15 protein-coding genes, 14 tRNA genes, 3 pseudogenes and 1 riboswitch are annotated in these 20,425 nt (G+C 35.4%); of the genes and pseudogenes, 24 read left to right on the forward strand and 8 right to left on the reverse strand.

Annotation, left to right across the window (positions count from 1 at the left end; translation table 11 throughout):
* Positions 1-45 precede the first annotated feature (45 nt).
* The 18 genes and pseudogenes from IQ10_RS09530 to IQ10_RS09615 all read left to right on the forward strand — a co-directional run bounded on the left by IQ10_RS09530 (position 46) and on the right by IQ10_RS09615 (position 6,022).
* Positions 46-121 (forward strand) — tRNA-Val (locus IQ10_RS09530).
* 17 nt (positions 122-138) lie between these two features.
* Positions 139-215: transfer RNA gene (locus IQ10_RS09535), tRNA-Met, on the forward strand.
* Positions 216-219: 4 nt separating this feature from the next.
* A tRNA-Asp gene (locus tag IQ10_RS09540) sits at positions 220-296 on the forward strand.
* 13 nt (positions 297-309) lie between these two features.
* Positions 310-385, forward strand: a tRNA-Phe gene (locus IQ10_RS09545).
* A gap of 7 nt (positions 386-392) precedes the next feature.
* Positions 393-465 (forward strand) — tRNA-Thr (locus tag IQ10_RS09550).
* 75 nt (positions 466-540) lie between these two features.
* Positions 541-625: transfer RNA gene (locus tag IQ10_RS09555), tRNA-Tyr, on the forward strand.
* Positions 626-633: 8 nt separating this feature from the next.
* A tRNA-Trp gene (locus IQ10_RS09560) sits at positions 634-707 on the forward strand.
* Between the two features lie 20 nt (positions 708-727).
* Positions 728-803 (forward strand) — tRNA-His (locus IQ10_RS09565).
* 13 nt (positions 804-816) lie between these two features.
* Positions 817-891: transfer RNA gene (locus IQ10_RS09570), tRNA-Gln, on the forward strand.
* Positions 892-896: 5 nt separating this feature from the next.
* Positions 897-968: transfer RNA gene (locus tag IQ10_RS09575), tRNA-Gly, on the forward strand.
* 13 nt (positions 969-981) lie between these two features.
* Positions 982-1,056: transfer RNA gene (locus tag IQ10_RS09580), tRNA-Cys, on the forward strand.
* Positions 1,057-1,078: 22 nt separating this feature from the next.
* Positions 1,079-1,164 (forward strand) — tRNA-Leu (locus tag IQ10_RS09585).
* A gap of 8 nt (positions 1,165-1,172) precedes the next feature.
* Positions 1,173-1,249 (forward strand) — tRNA-Arg (locus IQ10_RS09590).
* A gap of 11 nt (positions 1,250-1,260) precedes the next feature.
* Positions 1,261-1,342 (forward strand) — tRNA-Leu (locus tag IQ10_RS09595).
* Between the two features lie 184 nt (positions 1,343-1,526).
* Positions 1,527-2,515: pseudogene (locus IQ10_RS09600) on the forward strand (tyrosine-type recombinase/integrase).
* A 1,003-nt stretch (positions 2,516-3,518) separates the two neighbouring features.
* Positions 3,519-4,697, forward strand: coding sequence for a YonV family putative phage-derived protein (locus IQ10_RS09605; RefSeq protein ID WP_242009802.1), 1,179 nt, complete (start codon positions 3,519-3,521; stop codon positions 4,695-4,697).
* 412 nt (positions 4,698-5,109) lie between these two features.
* Entirely contained in the window at positions 5,110-5,454 is a 345-nt protein-coding gene (locus IQ10_RS09610; RefSeq protein ID WP_144450281.1) for a hypothetical protein, read from the forward strand.
* Between the two features lie 154 nt (positions 5,455-5,608).
* The gene (locus IQ10_RS09615; RefSeq protein WP_144450282.1) at positions 5,609-6,022 is read left to right on the forward strand and encodes a hypothetical protein; all 414 of its coding nucleotides are present in this window, start codon (positions 5,609-5,611) and stop codon (positions 6,020-6,022) included.
* Between the two features lie 294 nt (positions 6,023-6,316).
* On the opposite strand, the gene IQ10_RS09620 is transcribed toward IQ10_RS09615, so the two are convergent.
* The 5 genes from IQ10_RS09620 to IQ10_RS09640 all read right to left on the reverse strand — a co-directional run bounded on the left by IQ10_RS09620 (position 6,317) and on the right by IQ10_RS09640 (position 12,718).
* Complete coding sequence (locus IQ10_RS09620) at positions 6,317-6,916, reverse strand: recombinase family protein (RefSeq protein ID WP_144450283.1); 600 nt, start codon at positions 6,914-6,916, stop codon at positions 6,317-6,319.
* A gap of 847 nt (positions 6,917-7,763) precedes the next feature.
* Positions 7,764-8,219 carry a PCRF domain-containing protein gene (locus IQ10_RS09625; RefSeq protein ID WP_144450284.1) on the reverse strand — a complete coding sequence of 152 codons (456 nt, stop codon included), beginning with the start codon at positions 8,217-8,219 and terminating at the stop codon, positions 7,764-7,766.
* Between the two features lie 642 nt (positions 8,220-8,861).
* On the reverse strand, positions 8,862-9,458 hold the full coding sequence (locus IQ10_RS09630) for a hypothetical protein (RefSeq protein ID WP_144450285.1): 597 nt from the start codon (positions 9,456-9,458) through the stop codon (positions 8,862-8,864).
* A 21-nt stretch (positions 9,459-9,479) separates the two neighbouring features.
* On the reverse strand, positions 9,480-10,994 hold the full coding sequence (locus tag IQ10_RS09635; protein WP_144450286.1) for an HNH endonuclease: 1,515 nt from the start codon (positions 10,992-10,994) through the stop codon (positions 9,480-9,482).
* A 603-nt stretch (positions 10,995-11,597) separates the two neighbouring features.
* Positions 11,598-12,718, reverse strand: a protein-coding gene (locus IQ10_RS09640) for an IS3 family transposase (RefSeq protein ID WP_199757411.1) whose coding sequence is annotated in 2 segments (ribosomal slippage) — positions 11,598-12,469 and positions 12,469-12,718 — 1,122 coding nt in all. Because the reading frame shifts where the segments join, the coding sequence is not laid out codon by codon here.
* 237 nt (positions 12,719-12,955) lie between these two features.
* On the opposite strand from IQ10_RS09640, the gene IQ10_RS09645 reads away from it, so the two are divergent.
* The 3 genes from IQ10_RS09645 to IQ10_RS09655 all read left to right on the forward strand — a co-directional run bounded on the left by IQ10_RS09645 (position 12,956) and on the right by IQ10_RS09655 (position 14,618).
* The gene (locus tag IQ10_RS09645; protein ID WP_144450288.1) at positions 12,956-13,150 is read left to right on the forward strand and encodes a site-specific integrase; all 195 of its coding nucleotides are present in this window, start codon (positions 12,956-12,958) and stop codon (positions 13,148-13,150) included.
* Positions 13,151-13,182: 32 nt separating this feature from the next.
* On the forward strand, positions 13,183-13,551 hold the full coding sequence (locus tag IQ10_RS09650; RefSeq protein ID WP_144450289.1) for a tyrosine-type recombinase/integrase: 369 nt from the start codon (positions 13,183-13,185) through the stop codon (positions 13,549-13,551).
* 140 nt (positions 13,552-13,691) lie between these two features.
* Positions 13,692-14,618: a hypothetical protein gene (locus tag IQ10_RS09655; RefSeq protein ID WP_144450290.1), complete on the forward strand. Its 927-nt coding sequence runs from the start codon at positions 13,692-13,694 to the stop codon at positions 14,616-14,618.
* Between the two features lie 23 nt (positions 14,619-14,641).
* Here the strand turns inward: IQ10_RS09655 and IQ10_RS18895 are convergent.
* Positions 14,642-14,752: pseudogene (locus IQ10_RS18895) on the reverse strand (recombinase family protein); the annotation flags it as partial.
* A gap of 39 nt (positions 14,753-14,791) precedes the next feature.
* On the opposite strand from IQ10_RS18895, the gene IQ10_RS18395 reads away from it, so the two are divergent.
* From IQ10_RS18395 to istB, 3 genes are read left to right on the forward strand one after another with little or no spacing between them, the layout of a single operon-like run.
* Positions 14,792-15,001 carry a hypothetical protein gene (locus IQ10_RS18395; protein ID WP_242009803.1) on the forward strand — a complete coding sequence of 70 codons (210 nt, stop codon included), beginning with the start codon at positions 14,792-14,794 and terminating at the stop codon, positions 14,999-15,001.
* Positions 14,989-15,744 (forward strand): hypothetical protein, encoded by a 756-nt coding sequence (locus IQ10_RS09660; RefSeq protein ID WP_242009804.1) that lies wholly within the window; start codon positions 14,989-14,991, stop codon positions 15,742-15,744. The genes IQ10_RS18395 and IQ10_RS09660 overlap by 13 nt, the downstream gene beginning before the upstream one ends.
* The gene (gene istB / locus IQ10_RS09665) at positions 15,741-16,505 is read left to right on the forward strand and encodes an IS21-like element helper ATPase IstB (protein ID WP_144450291.1); all 765 of its coding nucleotides are present in this window, start codon (positions 15,741-15,743) and stop codon (positions 16,503-16,505) included. Before IQ10_RS09660 ends, istB begins: the two co-directional genes overlap by 4 nt.
* A 389-nt stretch (positions 16,506-16,894) precedes the next feature.
* Here istB and IQ10_RS09675 read toward each other — a convergent pair whose 3' ends face one another.
* Positions 16,895-18,271: a hypothetical protein gene (locus IQ10_RS09675; protein WP_144450292.1), complete on the reverse strand. Its 1,377-nt coding sequence runs from the start codon at positions 18,269-18,271 to the stop codon at positions 16,895-16,897.
* Between the two features lie 89 nt (positions 18,272-18,360).
* Positions 18,361-18,448: riboswitch (cyclic di-GMP riboswitch) on the reverse strand.
* A gap of 299 nt (positions 18,449-18,747) precedes the next feature.
* Positions 18,748-19,861, reverse strand: a pseudogene (locus IQ10_RS09680) (IS4 family transposase).
* Positions 19,862-20,425: the final 564 nt, after the last annotated feature.

Raw genomic sequence — 20,425 nt, forward strand, 5'->3', positions numbered from 1 at the left:
CCCGTACGGGTCACCACTTTATACATATTAATAACACTTATTAATGGAGGATTAGCTCAGCTGGGAGAGCACCTGCCTTACAAGCAGGGGGTCGGCGGTTCGATCCCGTCATCCTCCACCATTATTAAATTAAAACGACGCGGGGTGGAGCAGTCTGGCAGCTCGTCGGGCTCATAACCCGAAGGTCGGCGGTTCAAATCCGTCCCCCGCAACCAAAATGGTCCGGTAGTTCAGTTGGTTAGAATGCCTGCCTGTCACGCAGGAGGTCGCGGGTTCGAGTCCCGTCCGGACCGCCATTTTTATTAGTTTGGCTTGGTAGCTCAGTCGGTAGAGCAATGGACTGAAAATCCATGTGTCGGCGGTTCGATTCCGTCCCAAGCCACCATTTATATGCCGGCCTAGCTCAATTGGTAGAGCAACTGACTTGTAATCAGTAGGTTGGGGGTTCAAGTCCTCTGGCCGGCACTCTCAAATACTTATAAGATATAATCACATATTGACTATAACGTCTACATTGTGTATTATAAGTATTGTGATTTTGGAGGGGTAGCGAAGAGGCTAAACGCGGCGGACTGTAAATCCGCTCCCTCAGGGTTCGGCGGTTCGAATCCGTCCCCCTCCACCATTTTATTTAGGGGCATAGTTTAACGGTAGAACAGAGGTCTCCAAAACCTCCGGTGTGGGTTCGATTCCTACTGCCCCTGCCAATTTAATTAAATTTATTATGGCGATTGTGGCGAAGTGGTTAACGCACCGGATTGTGATTCCGGCATTCGTGGGTTCAATTCCCATCAGTCGCCCCATTTTTAAACTTATTGGGCTATCGCCAAGCGGTAAGGCAACGGATTTTGATTCCGTCATGCGTTGGTTCGAATCCAGCTAGCCCAGCCAATATTGCGGAAGTAGTTCAGTGGTAGAACACCACCTTGCCAAGGTGGGGGTCGCGAGTTCGAATCTCGTCTTCCGCTTTTGTCTTTGTTAGGCGGTATAGCCAAGTGGTAAGGCACGGGTCTGCAAAACCCTTATCCCCCGGTTCGAATCCGGGTACCGCCTCCATATTTTTTTTGTTTTCTGCCGTGCCGGGGTGGTGGAATTGGCAGACACACAGGACTTAAAATCCTGCGGTAGGTGACTACCGTGCCGGTTCAAGTCCGGCCCTCGGCATTATAATTGCGCCCTTAGCTCAGCTGGATAGAGTGTTTGACTACGAATCAAAAGGTCGGGAGTTCGAATCTCTCAGGGCGCACCATTTTTGTATTTGCCGGTGTGGCGGAATTGGCAGACGCGCACGACTCAAAATCGTGTTCCTTCTGGAGTGTCGGTTCGACCCCGACCACCGGTACTTTATTTACTTGATTTTAATAATAGTCAATTACAATAGAATTAAGTAATATCAACGTTTAAAGACGTCTCTACAGTAATGTAGAGACGTTTTTTTGTATTCATTTTTAGTTAATTTAGGGCACGACAAAAATGATTAAAATCGTGTTCATCAATCGTGTTCACTCTTAATGGAGGTGGTTTATTTGGCTAGACGTAAGAACGCTTTGGATAAAGGTGAAATAGCCATTATGAAAAAGGAAGCTACATCGTATGTAGATAGTTTTCAGGATGCAATCAATCTTTTTGTAAAAGACTGTGAGTTACGAAACTTAAGACCATATACCATCCAGTACTATTTAAATGAATTTAAGGCATGTCTTAACCAGCTTTCTCAACAAGGTATTGATATTGCTGTTTTAAAACCTTACAACGTGACAGATGAACATATAAAAGAAAACGTCATTCTGTATATGAAGAATTATAAGGGTAACAGAGTTGTTTCAATAAATACTCGTTTACGTGCTTTACGGTCAATTTATAATTTCTTACATAAGCACAAGCACATTCCACAAAATCCTATGGAAAATATAAAACTACTAAAGGATAGAAAGCGTGTCATACCTACATTTTCAAAAGAACAGTTAAACAAATTATTTCGTCAACCTGATTTAACAACCTTTACTGGTGTAAGAGACTATACAATCATGCTACTTATGCTTGAAACAGGTATAAGGGTAAATGAACTTGCTGGACTATCACTAGACGATATACGGTGGGAAGATAATCTAGTCTGTATTCGAAATGCAAAAAGTTATAGAGAACTTTAGTGCCTATTCAGAAAGAAATGAAGGAACAACTTAAGAAGTATATCGCTATTCGGGGTTATGTTGAAAGTGAAGCGTTATTTGTCACTATTGATGGGGCAAGGCTTACTAAAAGGGGGATACAACAGCGAATTATTAAGTATGGTGACATGGCAAAAATCAAAGGGGTACGTTGTAGCTGTCATACATTTAGGCATACTTTTGCCAAATTGAGTGTTCAACAAGGGGCAAACATATTTGAGTTACAAACAATATTAGGACACTCCAGTATGGAGATTGTGAAAACATATGTAAATCTGTTTGGGAGTGATGTTAGAGAAAGCCATAAAAGATTTTCACCATTGAAGGTATTAGAAAGACGACTATAAAGCCATTTAGGTAAAATAAAAAGCCACCTATTCGCAGTAGGTGACCTAAATAAAAACTATAAAATTGAATACGAAATGCCGTATTACTTGCCTTAATTTTATCAAAAAATTGGAATAATGCAAGGTGTCTTTAGTATATCTTTTTTTACGGTATTTCCAACGTGGAAACCTAATAACACGTTGTGAAAATAAACTTGATAGGTGCTGGTTGTAGCCAATGTAGAAAGTACAACCGTAACCACAATGACAGTTTTCCTTGTTTGCTGGTGGTTACTAGGTGTGAACGACCATTAACGGTTCGGTTTGGTAGCTAGGTGCATTACGGTGCAGGTAGCAGCGAACAGACTTAAAGCATATAGGACTAGCTAAATATGTAGAAAGTTCGTTGTTGGAGAAATCTAAGCGTTCAAACAAGGTGATACATGGAAACCTCAGCAAACTCAGTTTCATTCAAAGTATTCGAGAATGTCTACTTTTACAGTACTCTATTTTTTTTGAATACTGTAAAGGTAGTTATTCTTTTGTCCAATGTTTCCTAGACAAATCTTGTTTATTCAATGGATATCAAAACCAAAAATCAAGAAAAACAAAAGATAAAAAATAATAAATATAAAATAAAAATGCCTAGAGAGAAAATAAGTAAATGACAAACAGAGAAGCATTCGGATAGATGCTAATAGCTTGAGGGATTGATAAAGAAACAGTTAGAAAGTTAAGGAACTCCATGTACAGTCAATATAAAATTAAAACAGGAGACGAAGCAGAAGAACGGGGGATGATTGGTATTATTCATAGAGGACTAATCAAGAAGTACCAATAAATTATTTTATTATTTGTCCTAATTCACGTGCTAATTGCAAGTAGTCAAGTGTAAGGGAACTCTTACAAAAACACATGAAGAAGGGAAAAATTATAAATGCTATGCAAAAATCCAACATCAACGAAAATTAACATTATTGATTCGATTATGGGAAGTGGAAAGACTAGCTGGGCTATTCAGTTTATGAACGAAGCACCATTATTTAAACGATATATCTACATTACTCCATTTAAAACAGAGATTGAACGTGTTCTTAACTCTATGCAGCGTGAATTTGTTCAGCCTGAAACTACAAAAGGTGGTACTAAATTAGAATCATTAAAAAAACTTATTGTAGAAGGTCGGGACATTGTTTCTACGCATGCTTTATTTCAAAGGATGGAAAAAGAGTTAATTGAGTTAATTGAAATGCAGGGATATACCCTAATACTTGATGAGGTTATGAATGTTTTACAAGATGTAAAAATATCTCAGGATGATTTGAAAGTACTATTATCTGCAAGAGATGGAGATGGGAAATCTATTATAACTATTGACTCTAAGGGATTTGTTCAATGGAATGATGAAGATTATGCAGAAGGGAATTTTAAGAATATCCGCAATCTAGCTAAAGCAGGAAACTTAATGATCTATAAGAGTACTGCAATGTATTGGTTGTTCCCGGTAGCAGCATTTAAAGGTTTTGAGGAAGTATATGTTATGACTTATATGTTCAATGGACAGTTACAACGTTATTACTATGATCTATTTAATTTAGAATATGAGTTTTTTTCGGTGATTTTTACTAATGGTAGATATGAGTTAATAGATTATATTTCATTAGGGGAAGAAAATAGAAATCATTTAAAGGATCTTATTCATATCTATTATTCTAAGCAAACAGACAGAGTTGACCTTAATAAAATTGGCAGTGGACGACATTCATTTAGTAAATCTCACTTGAATAAACTGCTTGGGAGTAAACAGCATAGAAAGATTATTAAGGATAATGCTTATAATTTTTATCGTCATAAAATGAAGGTAAACACTGATTTAGTCATGTGGACGACATTCAAAGATTTTAAGCAGAAAATACAACCGATAGGACTAAAGAAAAGTTTTGTAGAAGTAACATCTAGGGCTACCAATGATTATGCTGAAAAATGTGTCTGTATATATCTAGCCAATCGTTATATGAATCCTATTACAGAGCAATTCTTCTTATCTAAAGGTGTTACTGTGAATGAAGATTTGTTTGCTTTATCTGAGTTATTACAGTGGGTTTTTAGAAGTAGAGTGAGGAAAGGACAAGTTATTGACATTTACATCCCTTCCGAAAGAATGAGAAATTTGCTTGAAAGTTATTTAGAGAATAAAATGTGAAAATTAGTATATTATTCTTGCTAACTATAACTTAGCAAACAAACGCCAAAAGCCTTGGTATCACTGGTTTTTTTGAGTGTTTCCTTATAAGAAAGATAATTATAATAAACTTGGTTAAAAACCTTACCAAATAACACTCCAAGGGATAGCCAAAAAACGGCTACCCCTCTCCATGTTAATTTGGCTGTAATAGAAGGATTGTAATAGTACTAAGAACAGAATCTATAGTGGTGAGGGTGCATACCCGAACACGAGGCTTTAGCCGAGTTTAATAACAAAGCAACTAAGTTAACGTAACTTACCATGAAGTACATTAAATAACATACTTCGGTTAAAAAGTCAATAATTTTTTTGCTTTTTTGATTTTGTGTGCTAAAGTATAAGTATCATAGAACAAGTGGAGTGATTTATAATGGAAACACATAAACTAAGTGGATATTTTCCACAAGAGGATCGGAATAGGCTATCTGATTTACATGAATATTTTAAAGAGGAATCGATTGAAAATGTGAGTATAAATGATGCATTAAAAGTATGTGTAAATCACACATATGAAACTTTTCATGTTTTTGGAAAGATAGATATTGTTCATTTAAAAAATGAAAATGATGAGTTGAAGAATGAAAATAGTGAATTGAAGAAGAGAGTGAGAGAGTTAGAGTTGAAAGAAAAAGAAAATACTAAAGTAATCCAAACTGGGATAGTAGGGTTAATGAATTGTATAGACTTGTTAAGTAAATCTAGACAGAGTTTATAGTTTCGATACACAATAGGCTTCTCAGCTACTTACACAGCGATAAAATGCTGCTTACAGTAGGGTATGAATTATTATAAATCTAGCAGGGAAATAATTCCTTTTATCGAATAGTACTTATAATGTGACTGATATGACATCAAAGGAGAATATAACAATGAAACAAGAATACATTAACTACGCTAATAGATTAAATACCATTGGTGACGTAATTGTTAGTAGTAGCAATTTAATCAAAACAACTGAAAAAGCTACAATATTATCAGTAGAAGGTATTACATCATATAAAAATGAGTTAAAACAAGCTGTAGAACGAAATGATTATGCTGAGGAATCACTAGCAGAGGTTAAAGTACCTTTTATCGTACAAAATCAGCATAGAAAATTAGTTGAACGGTTTGGACAGTATATTGAAAGTATAAGAGTTTTAAATAACAGTTTCTGCTTGAACCCATCAAATGAAATTGAATTTAGCGAAAGTGAATATATTAGAGGTTTGGTACTGCAAGAAGATAGCGAAAAAGAAATAGAGAAACTCACTCAACTTATTGGAGATATACTTCTAAAATAAACATAGGCACTCTCAGGAGTGCTTTTTAAAAGTCTTTAAGGCAGGGCAAAAGAAAGGGACGGCTAATGGATAATAAAGACTTACTTTCAAAGGTGAACGAACTCAAACCGACAAATATATAAGCAAGGTGAAAGGAGATGAATAATACTATTTAGGGTGCTTTTTTTGATAAAATATCGCTTCCTTGCTGTGCATACTTGTGCAGCCTGAAAATATTTTTTTTGCACAACGCTAGTCAGGACAAGTAATGGACAGGTGTTCCATTTTGGGGTATGCACAAAAAGACCACACCTGTTATAGTGTCGCCTCTTTAGTAATGCCATGCCTTTTCAGTAATCTGTAGAACTTCATACGGTTGATATTATGTTCTTCACAGATCATTGTCACTGGTTTTTTTCCTTCCTGATACTTTCTAATAGCCTCTTGTACAGAGGGATTGTCTAGTGTTAAATCTGCTTTTCTACCAATATGTTTACCATTTTCTTTAGCTAGTTGCATACCCGCCTTACGTTTTTCATCTAACGTGTTTATTTCTAGTTCAGCAACAGCACCTAGAACTGTGATCATAAATTTACCCATTGATGTAGAAGTGTTAACTCTGTCGCCTTTTAAATCCAATATGACGAATGTAACGCCCTTAGTTTCTAATTCCTCAGCTATTACTAGTAAATCCTTAACGTTACGTGCTATACGGTCAATACGAGTGATTACAATAGTGTCACCAGCTTGTAACGTATTCATTAGCTTTGTTAGTCCTTCACGATCTTTATTTCTACCAGTTGACTTATCCTCAATCAATTTAATGTTTTCATCATACTGTCTTAATACTTGGCGTTGTGTATCAAGTTTCTGTCCTGACGTGCTAACTCGGCAATACCCATAAACTGTACTCATTTTTTTTATCTCCTATTTTTGTAACGGAATGTTATGTATTTGTTTCGTTACACGTACTATATCACCTTTTCATTTTCGTTACAACCTTTCGTTACAAATCTATTTATCGAGACACATTGAAAATGCTGGGTTTACAATTGTCAGAAAAAAGTGATCTGTAAGTATACCTTTCGTTACAGGTTATTTTTAAGGAAATTTCTTTATAGAGGTTTTTTATGGGAAAACGATCACAACTCCACAGTAATGATCGTCACTAACCAGCCCAACAGGAATAAAGGGTAGGTATCAATCAAAAAAGTGTCACCCAATAATTATAGCTAATAATACCACCCTCACGCCCATCAAATAAGCCCACGCTGTAATAGAATAGTAGACAAGGTATAAACACCCTATAACCCACGCCCTCACCACACGCCCATACAGCAACGATAGAGACAAGGTAAGGCAACACAAAAGTAAGGGCAAGACACAGCACAGCACACAAGGCAAGGACAAGACAATAGAACAACTAAGAAAGAACAACATTGAAAGAAATGATAATAGCACAGTAACAGCTAGTAACCCAATCATAATAATACTGTAATGCTATAACGCTGGGAAGGGGTACATGGGTGGGGTACGCCATGCCTCCATGCCTTGACTGATGGTTACTCTACATACACCATGTCTTAGAAATTTGATTACCATATTTTTCGAGTGACTAGCACTAATCAGACCTAACTTACCTTAACTTTTGTTACTAAGGAGGTCTACAGCGAATTTACTTAGGCTTAGTAAAGCTAGTTATCTTGCTAAATACAATGTATAAGAAAGAAGGTAAGTTCGTTTTTATTACACTTTTTTCGATTTATTCAGATTTATGTTTCATAAATAGATCAGCTAATCTTTTTAAATTTTCCATGTTACCAACAGCAAAAGGATTACTATATTCTTCTATCCTATATATTGAGGATGGTTCATTTATAAGGTTGTTAATAATGTTAAGTTGAGTTTCTATTTTTACTTTTAGTCTATCTACCTCTTCCTTTTCGTTGGTTAATAAAGATTCTCTGTCAATTAACAGCCTTTCTTTTTCGGTTAACTCTTCCTGAATTGATTTAACTTTTTCTGACCTTTGAATATATTCTTTTAAATTCCCCCAATTATAATCAGAAATAAAAGTAGGCTTTGATTCAGGTAATTGTAAATTCGATAATGCCTTTGAAATTATTTCAAATTGCTTTTTAATTTCTTCTTGCTTCTTCTTCATTGACTGAAAAGTAGTTATTACTTTCTTAAGTTCATTATAATGAATATCAGTCATCCAATCTGGCTTGATCGGAAGTTCTAACTGGTTATCACTGCCGAAATATTTGAAAGTATCTGAGATAAACCTGTAAAGTTCAATATCATAAGCAATTTTTTCTAATGTATCTTTGTTTTCTGTTAAATTTCCTTTATATTGTTCAAGTTTTGTAATAGGCTGATTAAATGATTTGTATATATCATTTAGGATAAAGACAAACTGAAGATTTCTTAGATAAGTAATATATTCTTCCCAGTCGGTAATCCTTACAAAGTTAGGCCTTGTTTCTGCTAGTGCATTATTTACTACGTCAGTACTATAGTAATACTTATTCTTTTTGTAACGGATATAACTTTGACTTATTGTATGAGATAACTCATCGCTATAGTTTTCAGGTAATTGGATTGTAGAATCACAATAACTATTTAGAACTTTATTTAGGCTATCGTCATGATAAGTTATCCTAGTAAAAGCATTCTCGATATTTAGAATGATAATTTCCTTTGCTTTTTTATTTGTTCTCTCCCATTCTTCATCAGTAAAATATTTAGGCTTTTTATTTACTAGAATAAAGTATGAATTTAAGTCTTTTAATTGTTTAGTTGTTAAGCTAAGGTCACTACGAATTTTCTCTTGAATAAAACTCTTTAAAAGTTCCCTTCAGTCACTCTCCCCAAAATAAAATGGTTTTTTATTATTTAGAAAGCTTATTGGTTCATAGGGGTCTAGTGCATATCTTCTTACCTTATTATTCACAAAAATTTCTCTTAATGAATAACCAGATAGTAAGGTATAAAACAATATGAGTAAATAGAAAAGAACATCCAATGCTGATTTACTATCTTCGAGACCATTTTTAGCTAGTCCGTTTGAACTTTTCACTGTAAGTACATTATCGTTTAAAGTATTTAGCATGGATTTAATAACCAGTTTAAAGCTTCCATCCGGAGGAAGTTCTTCATAAATTAACTCAAAACCTTCTTTATGAATTTCTATATTGTCTGCGGCTGAATCTTTGATAACAGCACTATCTATAATCTCACCATTTATTATGACTTGTATATTTTTTGCTGCTGATTTTCCTATGTTTTTAACAGTAATTTGTTGTATATTGCTATTTGTATCTGAATTAGTTTCGTTAAAAGGTGCTATGTTTTCCGAGGTTGTATAAACAATACTCGGTTTATCAGAGTTTATATAAAAAGTGAAGATTGTTATGATTATCCCGCTTATAACTGTAAAAATAAATGCTTTCATAAAAACTCTCCTCTAGTAAAGTTACTTTAGAATTTTCTTTAACTCTTCAATTGAATAAGCCGATTTTCTTTTGTGAAGCATAGCATGGCAATTAGGACATACAGGTCTTAAATCAGCAATTGGATCAACTTCATATTCTTCACCAATAGTATGTAGTTCTTTAAGGTGGTGAACATGTATAAAATCTTTACCTATCTCACCATAAGTTTCTTCAAAGTTAAAATTACAAACTACACAACTACACCCATAGTGTTCTATACATTTCCTTCTAGCTACCGGATTACGTTCATAAACGTTAACCGACACTTGTTTAGTAGCCCCTTCTGTATATTTTTCTGAGTTATCTACTTCCTCAGTAGTTTTATTAGGATATTCCTCATTTTCATCGCTAAATTCCCATATGATTTTTACTGGCTTTGTATCCTCATATTCTTTAACTCTACCATTACCTTGATATACAAAGTTAGGATTACTACTGTTCTCACGTGTGAATATATAAATATTTCCTCTCGCATTTAACATGGCTTGAATAGTTGGTGTAGATAGAGAGTGATGGTTTTTGCCAAACCACTGAAAGTCATCACCGATAAACTTATTGTCATAATCATGTCCAGTACGACCAGCAGAGTTAATGTTGGCGAATATAAAAATGTCATTATCGAAGGTAGTATAACCAGTGTTCCAATTACCACCTTGTTTTTCTTCTGGTACATTGAAAACTCTATAAACGTCTTTTCTTGCATATTCATTTCCTACTTTAAGAGGGCTAGTGTTGATGTATATTGGACTATCTACAATTATGGAGATTTTTCTTAACGTTTGTGGGTTTAAGGGCATTGAGGACGCTTGAAAGCCTTCAACTAAGTATTTATCATATTCATGTTCTTCTAAAATTAAATCATCAAGTAGTACAGGTTTAGTTAATAAGTTTCTTATGTATCTAACAGGTACACGGAAATTTTCTTTATCGCTTTCTTCGTAATAATGTTCGTCTCTTTGTGATGAATAAATTGGTTCCCCAGTAATTTCAATTACTGCATAAATTCCACGTTTTAGCTTGGGTTTATCGTTTAGCTGTTCCTTATTTCTATAGTCGTGACCAACTCTAATAACACCTAATTGTCCTTGTTTAAACCAATCTTTTTGCCAACTAGTTATTGAAAATGTATCTTCAACTTTATTAGAGGCTAAAAAGTCATCTATAGCCCATTTCTTCGGATTACAGAAAAAAGTCCAAAATCCAGTAGGGTCAACTTTGTTACTGTTTTCCGTTTCAATACCCAATTCTCTTAATTTATTTAAGCGGACATTTTCATCTGTAGTGAAAGCATATGTAGCCCCATTAAATGACCATGTTTCATCAAAAAATATTCCACTTTCCACTTGTTTATATGGAATGTATTCATAATTAGTATATTCTTTTAACCAAAGAGATGCTTTTTGAATTGATGGAAATTCTTTCAAAAAAACATTATTTTTGTAGATGATAACAGGTTTGTCTCTATCGTTAATTGATACAGGTTGTCTTAATTTCATAAACATTCCTCCTAACTATATATTTTGAATTGTACCATCAATTTAAATAATGGTATTCAGAACAGAATAATGTTTGAAATTTGATTATACTAAAAGTATAATAGTACATAGTTATAAATATCGTGTGAACAGATTGAATAGCAACAACTAGCAATTACTGTAGAATTACTTAATATCACAGTAATTAACTATTATTATAAGTAAATGAAGAGGAACTATCTGACTCAAAATCGTGTTCCTTCTGGAGTGTCGGTTCGACCCCGACCACCGGTATTTATTTTAACTAAAACCGCTTTTTTCAGCCGATATAACAAGGATTGTGAGTTTAGTCTTATGACTGGACACGCAATCCTTTTTTGTTTTAGTCGTGTCTTATAATCGTGTGCGTAAAAATATTGTGCTACCTCTTATTTGAAAACTTAAAGGAGTGTAGAAAATGGTAAGGAAAAGAAGAACGATTATTGAGGAATTACACGTGGAGGAACAAACCTTTGTAAGTGGAGGTGAGGACTTTTAGACTTGTCTAGATTTGTTTTTAAAAGACATGACAATGAGAAACCTAGCTTATCATACTAAACGTTGGTATGGATAGTCAACACTAAACTAGACAACTTTCTTAAGGTGTCCAAGTTTGTATTCAATTGGGCTCAAGTAGCCTAGTGTTCCATGGATTCGTTTGTAATTAAACCAGCGGATATAACGGTGTAATTCATTTTCCAGATCTTCAAGGCTATTAAAATGACGTCCTTTGATGAACTCAGTTTTAATGATTTTAAACGTAGCTTCGGCCACTGCATTATCATAAGGGCAGCCTTTCATACTTAACGATCGCTGAATGTTAAATATTGCTAATGCATCGTCAATAAGCTTGTTCTTAAACTCACTTCCACGATCTGTATGAAAAAGCTTCATTTTTCGCAGATCCGTTTTGATCGACGCTAAGGCGCGGTAAACTAATAAAGCATTCTTACGACGCCCGACACTGTAGCCAATAATTTCACGGTTAAAGAGATCAACAAATACACATATGTACTGCCATTTTTTATCGACTCTCACATATGTCAAATCACTCACAACGACTGATAGAGCTTCATCTTGTGTGAACTGACGATCAAGTTCATTTTTCTGTTCTGATTCGTTTGTTCCGCTGGAATGTGGCTTGAATTGTGCAAGCGTATAAGTAGACACTAGACCCTGCTCTTTCATTATTCGTCCAATTCGACGTCTAGAGACGACCTTTCCATGCTTGAGTAATTCTTTTTTAATTTTACGAGTCCCATAGTTTTGAAAACTTTCATGAAAAATTTCGATAATGTCAGAAGTGATATCGTCTTCGGCCTGACGTTCTTTTGCTTCATAATAATAGGTACTTCTCGAAAGCTGTAGGACTTTGCACATTGCTGATATCGAGTATTTGTGTTGATTATTCTTAATCACATTTACTTTCGTCCTAGTATCAGCGCGGCTTGCTTTAAAATGTCATTCTCCATTTCTAGTTGCTTATTGCGTTTTCTTAGTTCTGCTAACTCCTTTTGATCAGGTGTTAAATTGTCCTTTTCTTTAAAAGAACCAGAGGTCTGACTCTGACTCACCCATTTATCTAAAGACGAAGGAGTAAGGTCATACTCACGAATAATCTCTTTTCTTGGTTTACCGTTTTGATATAGCTGCACAATCTGTTCTTTAAACTCATCAGTAAATGATCGACGTTCTCTTTTAGTCATGTAGATTCTCCTCGATTTATATTATCTGTAGTCTAATTGACCTTAATTTTTCTGTCTAGTTCAGTGTAGCCGATTCAGTACAAGGAGAATTTAGTTATTATAGAACGGTCATTAAAGAGTCTAGAATATTCTACAGCCCCATTACATACCACTGAAAAAATGCTTAAAGATGTTATTGTTTACTGCATGGAACAGTTAGGTAATAACCCCACTACGATAAACCACCGTATTAGGAGCATGAAGCAGTTCTATGCGTTTTTACATAATGAATCAGTCATATCTATTGACCCCGCTCGTTCCCTCCAAAAACAGAAAGGAAAGAAAGAGCAAATAAAACCTTTTACAGATGATGAAGTAAAGGAGCTTTTAGCGCAACCTAATAAAAAAGAATTTGTAGGCTTTAGGGATTATACTATTATGCTAGTTTTTTAGATACTGGAGTTCGACTCTCTGAGTTAGTGAATATGAAAACAACTGATCTATTCTTGGATAGTGGAAAAGTTACTGTGTTAGGTAAAGGGAGTAAGGAAAGGGACGTAATGTTTCAAGCTACCACTAAAGAGCAGTTAAAAAGGTACCTAAAAGTTAGAGGAAGTGTTCATCATGACTATTTATGGATTGCTCACGATGATAAACCCCTTACCCATAAAACTATTCAAGATAGGTTGAAAAAGTATGGTGAAATGGCAAGAGTTAATAAGAGAGTTAGTCCTCATACATTCCGTCATACTTGTGCGAAAATGTACATTTTGCAGGGCGGGGATATATTTTCCTTACAACAACTCTTAGGTCATTCTTCTTTAGAAATGTGTCGTCACTATGTTTCTTTATGAGGTACTGACTTACAAAATATGCACCGCAAATACTCTCCAGTCGAATCAATAATTAAAAGATAGAATTATGTAGATTTTTTACAAAAAATCTCAATAATATGGTAATATTTTTATGTATATATTTTACTAGGGGGGATAAAGTGCATTATATTATTGGAATATTTTTGCTAGTGATAATAGTCTTGCTAGTAATTGCGGCAGCGTTATGGTTATTAAATCTATTATTAGTGCTTTTGAAATGGATTTCTCTAATAGGGATTTTTGTTTTCATTGTTATGGCTATTGTAAGTTTTGTTAAAAATAGAAAAGCTGGAAAAGAAAGTGGCGTTTCACATTACCTATATTTATTAATTGCATCTATAGTTATTTTTGGGGTGTCAGATTATTCACAACCTAAACTACACTCTTATTTAACATCTGCTGGAGAAGAAGTAAATGAAGAAAAAGTAGATGCTGTAGTAGCTTCTAATCAAATTGTAGATACAGAGAAAGAAGAAGCTAAAAAGAAAGAAGAAGAAGAGGCAGCTAAAAAGAAAGAAGAGGAAGCTAGAAATAAAGCCAAAGAGGAAGAAGCACAAAAAAAGGCAGAAGAAGATAAATTAATAGAGATGGAACGTAGAAAAGAAGCTAAGGTACTTTTCGATGAAGAATTTAAAGGTTTTGTAGAAGCATCTAATTATCAGTATGAACGTATTTGGGATGATTTTTGGGTACCAACTGCAAATGGAAACTTATCTAATTACGAAGCATATGAGAATATGAAAGACTTGGAAGCAGTATCTAGGTATCATCGTTCAGAAACATTAAAATTTCCTAATGATGTTTTCATAGAAGAAGAAAGAGAATTAGTTATAGGATATATTAATAACTTGTCACATGCTTATCACCAAAGAGAGGACTTAGCGAAATACGCAAAAAAAATATTTGATAAAGAAAGTATTAAACCAAGCGAAATAGATAGGTTTAGAAGGAAAGTTCAAGAATTGGTAGCTAAGAGTAATGATTATTACATAGAAGCACAGAGAGCAGTAATAGAGCTTGAAGAGCTGCTAGAGTCATATGAGTAATTAAATGAAGAGAAGAGCACTTACTATATTTTTTGTAAGTGCTTTTCTTTGTATTCTTTAATGATTTTATAAAAGGAATTTTTTTTGAGATTTAGTAGTTCCATGAACTCAACACCTGTAATCTCTCTGGAATTCCTAGGGAACTCGTTTATGACCAGGATAGCTTAATTGTAGTGAACGAGAACGGTGGAGATCTCATCCTAACGAAAGAGTTTCAGCAATATAAACAGACTAGAAAGTTAAACCTTCGGGTTTGTCGGAAAGCTGATCCAGAAAGCAAAGGGAAAATCGAGAATGTAGTAGGATTTATTAAGTACAATTTCGCGAAGCACAGAGTGTTTCATACTATTGAGTCATGGAATGAACAAGGTTGGAATGGTTAAATCGAACTGGCAATCACAAGATTCACAACACAACAAAAAAAAGACCGGTCGAAGTGTTCTCCTTGGAAAAGCAACACTTAAAACCAGTCATGGGAAATATCAATTTCCTAAACAAACATGAAAATAGTATAACAAGAAGTGTCCATAAGGACAATACCATACGGTATTTATCAAATAGGTACTCTCTTCCACTTGGAACATTCCATAAGTATGAAACTGTTTCAGTAAAAGAAACAGAGGATCGACACCTCTTGATCTATGTGTCCGAGACAGGAGAATATCTGGCTAATCATCAGATTCCAGATGGGAAAGGCCAATTAATTAAAGATAGAAAACATACAAGAGATCGGTCAAAAGGAATCGATGCATTCATTGATACTGTAGCAACTCGATTCGAAGAAACAGAAGCTGCTTATGATTTCCTGGATAAACTTCGAGAGAAGTATCCACGCTATATTCGTGATCAATTACAAATAATACTTAGGGAAACAAAACAAAGCGACGAGCAACTTCTAACAGCGGCGCTTTTGGAATGTAAGAAGAGAAATTTATACAGTGCAACAGATTTCAGCGATATCATTCTATACCTCAAGCGACAACGCCAGGTTGATGATACGAGGAACGACAGTGCTGAGACTAGCTCACCATTAAACAATATATCCGGTTGGGTTATGGAAACAGAAGCGCAAAAAAGAAGTATAAATTCCTATACTGTCTTATTGGAAGAAGGCGATCAAAGTTGAGCCAGCTTCAGGAGATCCAAAGTATATTGAGGTCCCTTCGATTAGCCGAAACAGCTGATCGATTGCCAGAGTTAATTAGAGAAGCTGAGAAAAAGGACCTGTCCTTTACTCAGTTTCTACTAGATGTAGCAGTCTATGAACAAAAGCGAAGAGATGAAAAGCAATTGGAAAGGCGATTCAAGTGGGCTACGTTCCCCTTTCATAGTACTGTTGATGAGTATGACGTGAATGAGCAAAAGTCCTTAAGCAGCAAGAAGTTAAATCAGTTAAAAGATTTAACTTGGATTGAGCAGCTATATAACATCATTTTTCTTGGACCGCCAGGTGTCGGTAAGACGCATCTTTCAATAGGTCTGGGCATTGAGGCTCTGAATCAGGGATATAAAGTGATATTTACGACAATGGGGGATTTGATTCAGGCATTAAAAACAGAAGAAATAACGAGAAAATCCAAAGTAAGAATGAAGAAAATCAGGGAAGCTGATTTAGTCATCATTGATGATTTGATGTTTATGGCAATGGATAAGCAGGAAGCTAATATGTTCTTCCATCTCATCAATAATCTTTATAATCAAACCTCAATAATACTTACGTCAAATAAAGGACCTAAAGAATGGGGTGAGCTATTGGGCGACCAAGCCATCACTACAGCCATATTAGACAGGATCTTACATCGAGTAGAGATTATTCACTTAAATGAAGATAGTTGGAGAATGAAAAATCGAAAAACCATATTTGGGGAACAAAGTGTTTCAAATTAATCAGCAAAAATTGTGTCATTCTACTTGACGGTCACAGTATATTGAACAAGAAGAAATGGAAAATAGATTAAGAGAACAATTGGGTGAGGTTACTATCCTTAAAAAAAATGGAAAGCCATTTACGTTGGAGAATTATAGAAAAGAACTAGATAGAGATTCAGAAATAGCTAAAAAACTTGTCGAAGAAAATGATGTACCTTGCGTATGTCATTATGCCTAATAAACCGGGGAAGGTTAAGGCAAGATTCTCCTTTATATCAAGTTCAAAAAGAGCATTGAGGTTTATCCCACAATGCTCTTTTCTGATTTGTAAATTGATTTAGTAAATATATAGAAAACTTATAATCATCTTAGAAAACTCTTAGCTGAATTGATAAGTTATGAATTACCTATCTTCCGAATAATTTCTTGCCTACTTTAAAAATAGCGCCAGCGGCTACACCTACAGCTACAACTGGTGCAGCGGCTACAGCAGCAGCGGCTACAGCAGTACCTGCTGCTGCTGCCGCGCCGGTTGCTGCTGCCGCGCCGGTTGCTGCTGTACCAGCGGCAATTGCGGCACCGCCGACTGCGGTTCCCGCTACAGCAGTACCTGTTGCAGCAATCGCACTTCCGACAGCAGTACCAGCTACGGCGGAAGTCACTGCCGTTCCTACCGTTGCTACGGTCCCGCCAACAGCTGTCGTTGCAGCTACCGTTGATGTTGCAACAGACGTTCCTACTCCACCTATCGCTCCAATGACACCGCTGCCCGCCGCAATTGCTGCACCACCGACAGATGTTCCTGCTACAGCAGAAGAAGCACCAGCCACTTTGGTACCTACTACACCAGCCACTTTTGCAACTACCGCTGTTTTCCCGGCAGTTGTTGCTAGTATTCCTGTACCATACCCAACACCGGTTGACACCGCCGTATCTTTTGCAACAGCTTTTGCACCTTCCTTGATGGATTTGTCACCGCTAATAATATCTACTACATTTGAACCTAAGCTGAAACCTCCGCCCAATTTGGCTGCAGATCCCGCTGATTGTATCCCAGCAAGATGTGCTTCCTTTGCAACATTCACTGCCGCGTGAGCTTTTGGCACAATAACAGATTTTGGCCGTCCGGTGAATTTTGTCTCTAATTGCATTTGCTTTGCAAGTTTAGTAGCATCCTTAGCGCTGACTTTGGATTCTATCACTTGAACCCCTGCTTCTCTAGCTTTTTGTATGAGGTAGGTATTGCCTTTGTCTACGACTAAAGTCTGGTTCTTATACAAAGTAAAATCTACCTGCCCCGTGCCATACCCCATTTTAGCTTGGGCAAGGGTTAAAGTACCATCTGGATTTAGTATTGCAAAATCAGCAATACCATTATTATTGAGAACAGATGTTGCCTGACCATGAATAGTTGCATTTGTTGCATGCAGTTCCTCAAACACAAATCCTCTAAAGCCTTTTGTACCGCCTCGCATTGTATTCAAATTACTTAAATTAGTAGCGAGTTGTTCATACAATCCAGAATTTTTTATACTGGTTGCAATTGCTTCTTTTGATAAAATTGTACCCGTCATACCTCCAATATAATTGACAAGATAACTTTCCGCTTTGTCAATCTCCCAGCCCGTTTCTTGTAATAGGTTTTGGCACAAATGCTCCTCAAGTCCTGTGCTTAATTGTAAATTTTCCACTTTCTGTTTTTGTATAGATGCAATCTGGAGGTTATTAATTAATCTTTGATATAATTTACTTTTTACTTGTGAGATGACTAGGGATTTATCCATCGTACTCCTACTTTCAAGTATATTTTTCCGCTTTGTAAGCTTGTCCAACAGTAAAAAAGCTACCCACACAGTAGGGTAGCTTGTAACATACTGGTGATCTGGCAACCATAGCAAATGTTATGCTGAAGGCCTATGATTTTGCGTCCTTATCTTTCGGTAAGTTTGCCTTTTTTTAGTTGGGTTCTAGTAAAAAATATCTATTTAATCCTATTATATTAATTATGGAGATTTTGGCAATTATTTTTTTGACAAATGAAAAAATAAAAGCAGTATCTACTAGTAGAGCTTCTAAAGTCAATTTATATTCAGTATAAGATATATAAATACATTCACTAGTGTTGCAAAAATAATGTTTTAATATTTAGATAATAAATGTTCGCTTGCGAGAGCCAAAAAGTAAATACCCAAATAAAGGTGGCTTCATCCATTTGGTGATTTATTTACAATTAGACAAGTGCAACGACGACAATTTCCTTTTAGGGAATGGCTTTTCCTTCAATTTTCCGAAGCCAAATGTGTGCTGATTTCCATAAAGATACCCGTAAATAGCGACTAATTTATAAGGTTTTTCGCTTGCTACTCGTCTCAATTTGAACGAGAACATGAAGGCAAAAAACAATAAGCGCAATAAACATCTGATTTTGGATCGCCCATTCGCTTTGAACATAGAATTTTTTGATGCCCAGAGGCTGTTTGATCCACTTGAAAAATAACTCAATCGCCCAGCGTGATTTGTACATCTCTGAAATGTCTTCGATGCTTAAATCAAAACGATTTGTGATTAATTCTAGCTCGTTCCCTTTTGAATCAAGCACTCTCAATAGGCGAAAGGTATTTTCAGCGCGGTTTTGAGTCGTACCAATCAACACCATTTGATCAGACAAAACATTCGACCCTTCGGGAAGTTTAAAATCTTCCATTTTCCGGATGACTGCGTTTTTACGCAACCTTGACAGAAAAAAGAACCTATCATCTGTCATGCGATCAAAGCGCTCATAATCTAAATAGACACGATCAAAAACATACATGCATTCTTTGTCGTCAATCATGACTTCCAGTTGACCACGATCATGTTCTTTGGCTGTGATAATAACTGCCTTTTCAGGATAGGAGATACATTTTTCCATAAACACAAGCCGCAAATGTAGTTTTACACCTGCTTTTGTTTTGCGGAATTGTGCCCACTTATGATTCGTCAAATTAAGTGGCAAGGTGCTTGATCAATGATTTTCAGCGGCATCACATGGGTTTTATGATGTGTCTTTGCCTGAATTTGTGCAACTAAATCATGGAAAAGACTTTGAAAGATATCCAGATTCAACCCATTCAATCGGCGTGAAAGCTGAAAAATACTGATTGAATCAAGATCAATCCCTTTTTGTAGCTGATTATCGAAAAGACAATCACTCAGTGTATGAAGACTTTCAACTTCTTCTAGTTGCGCATAAAGCAGTAATTTTAGAAATGACTCTGTCGTAAGTTTCTTTGTATAATAATCTAATTTCAACGTTTTCACCTTTCTTCAAATAATCGAAGATTTATTGGTGGAAACCATTGTCCTAATGAAGTTTTTCGTGTAATCTTGTCCATGAGTTTGGTCCTTTATTAGTGGATTTAGACGGATTATCACCTGACTTATCCATTATAAAGGACTTTTTCTTTATACAAAATAAGAAATTGAAACATTTAGAGTATTTTTAATAGTTATTTTAAATTAGTTCAACACTAGTGAAATACATTAGTTCTTTTATTTTACGATTGAGTCTTTTCACCTATGAAAAAACAATGTATAGAAGCATTTTTTATAGAACCATATAACTGGTAGTTTAATAGACCAGAATATTCAAGTATAATAGAATTAGGTAAAATTTGTAACGTGAAAACAGGGAAAGGATTGAAGAGATGAATACAATTAGATCTAACTGGATTAACTTTTTAAGACAGTACGGCCCTATTCCTCAAAATGATAATATGTACGACGAAACAATACAATCTATATTGAAAAAGAAAAAGGTCACGCCGATTAAATCGATCTCGAATATTTAGATGAGTTAGTAGATAACTTTTTATCGGATAATCCATATTCCGTAATTTTGACTGGTACTGCTGGCGACGGGAAGACATACTACTGTAGAGAAATATGGAAAAAGATAG

Origin of the sequence: Halalkalibacter nanhaiisediminis, assembly GCF_007830185.1 — a bacterium.
Lineage (GTDB): Bacteria > Bacillota > Bacilli > Bacillales > Bacillaceae_D > Halalkalibacter > Halalkalibacter nanhaiisediminis.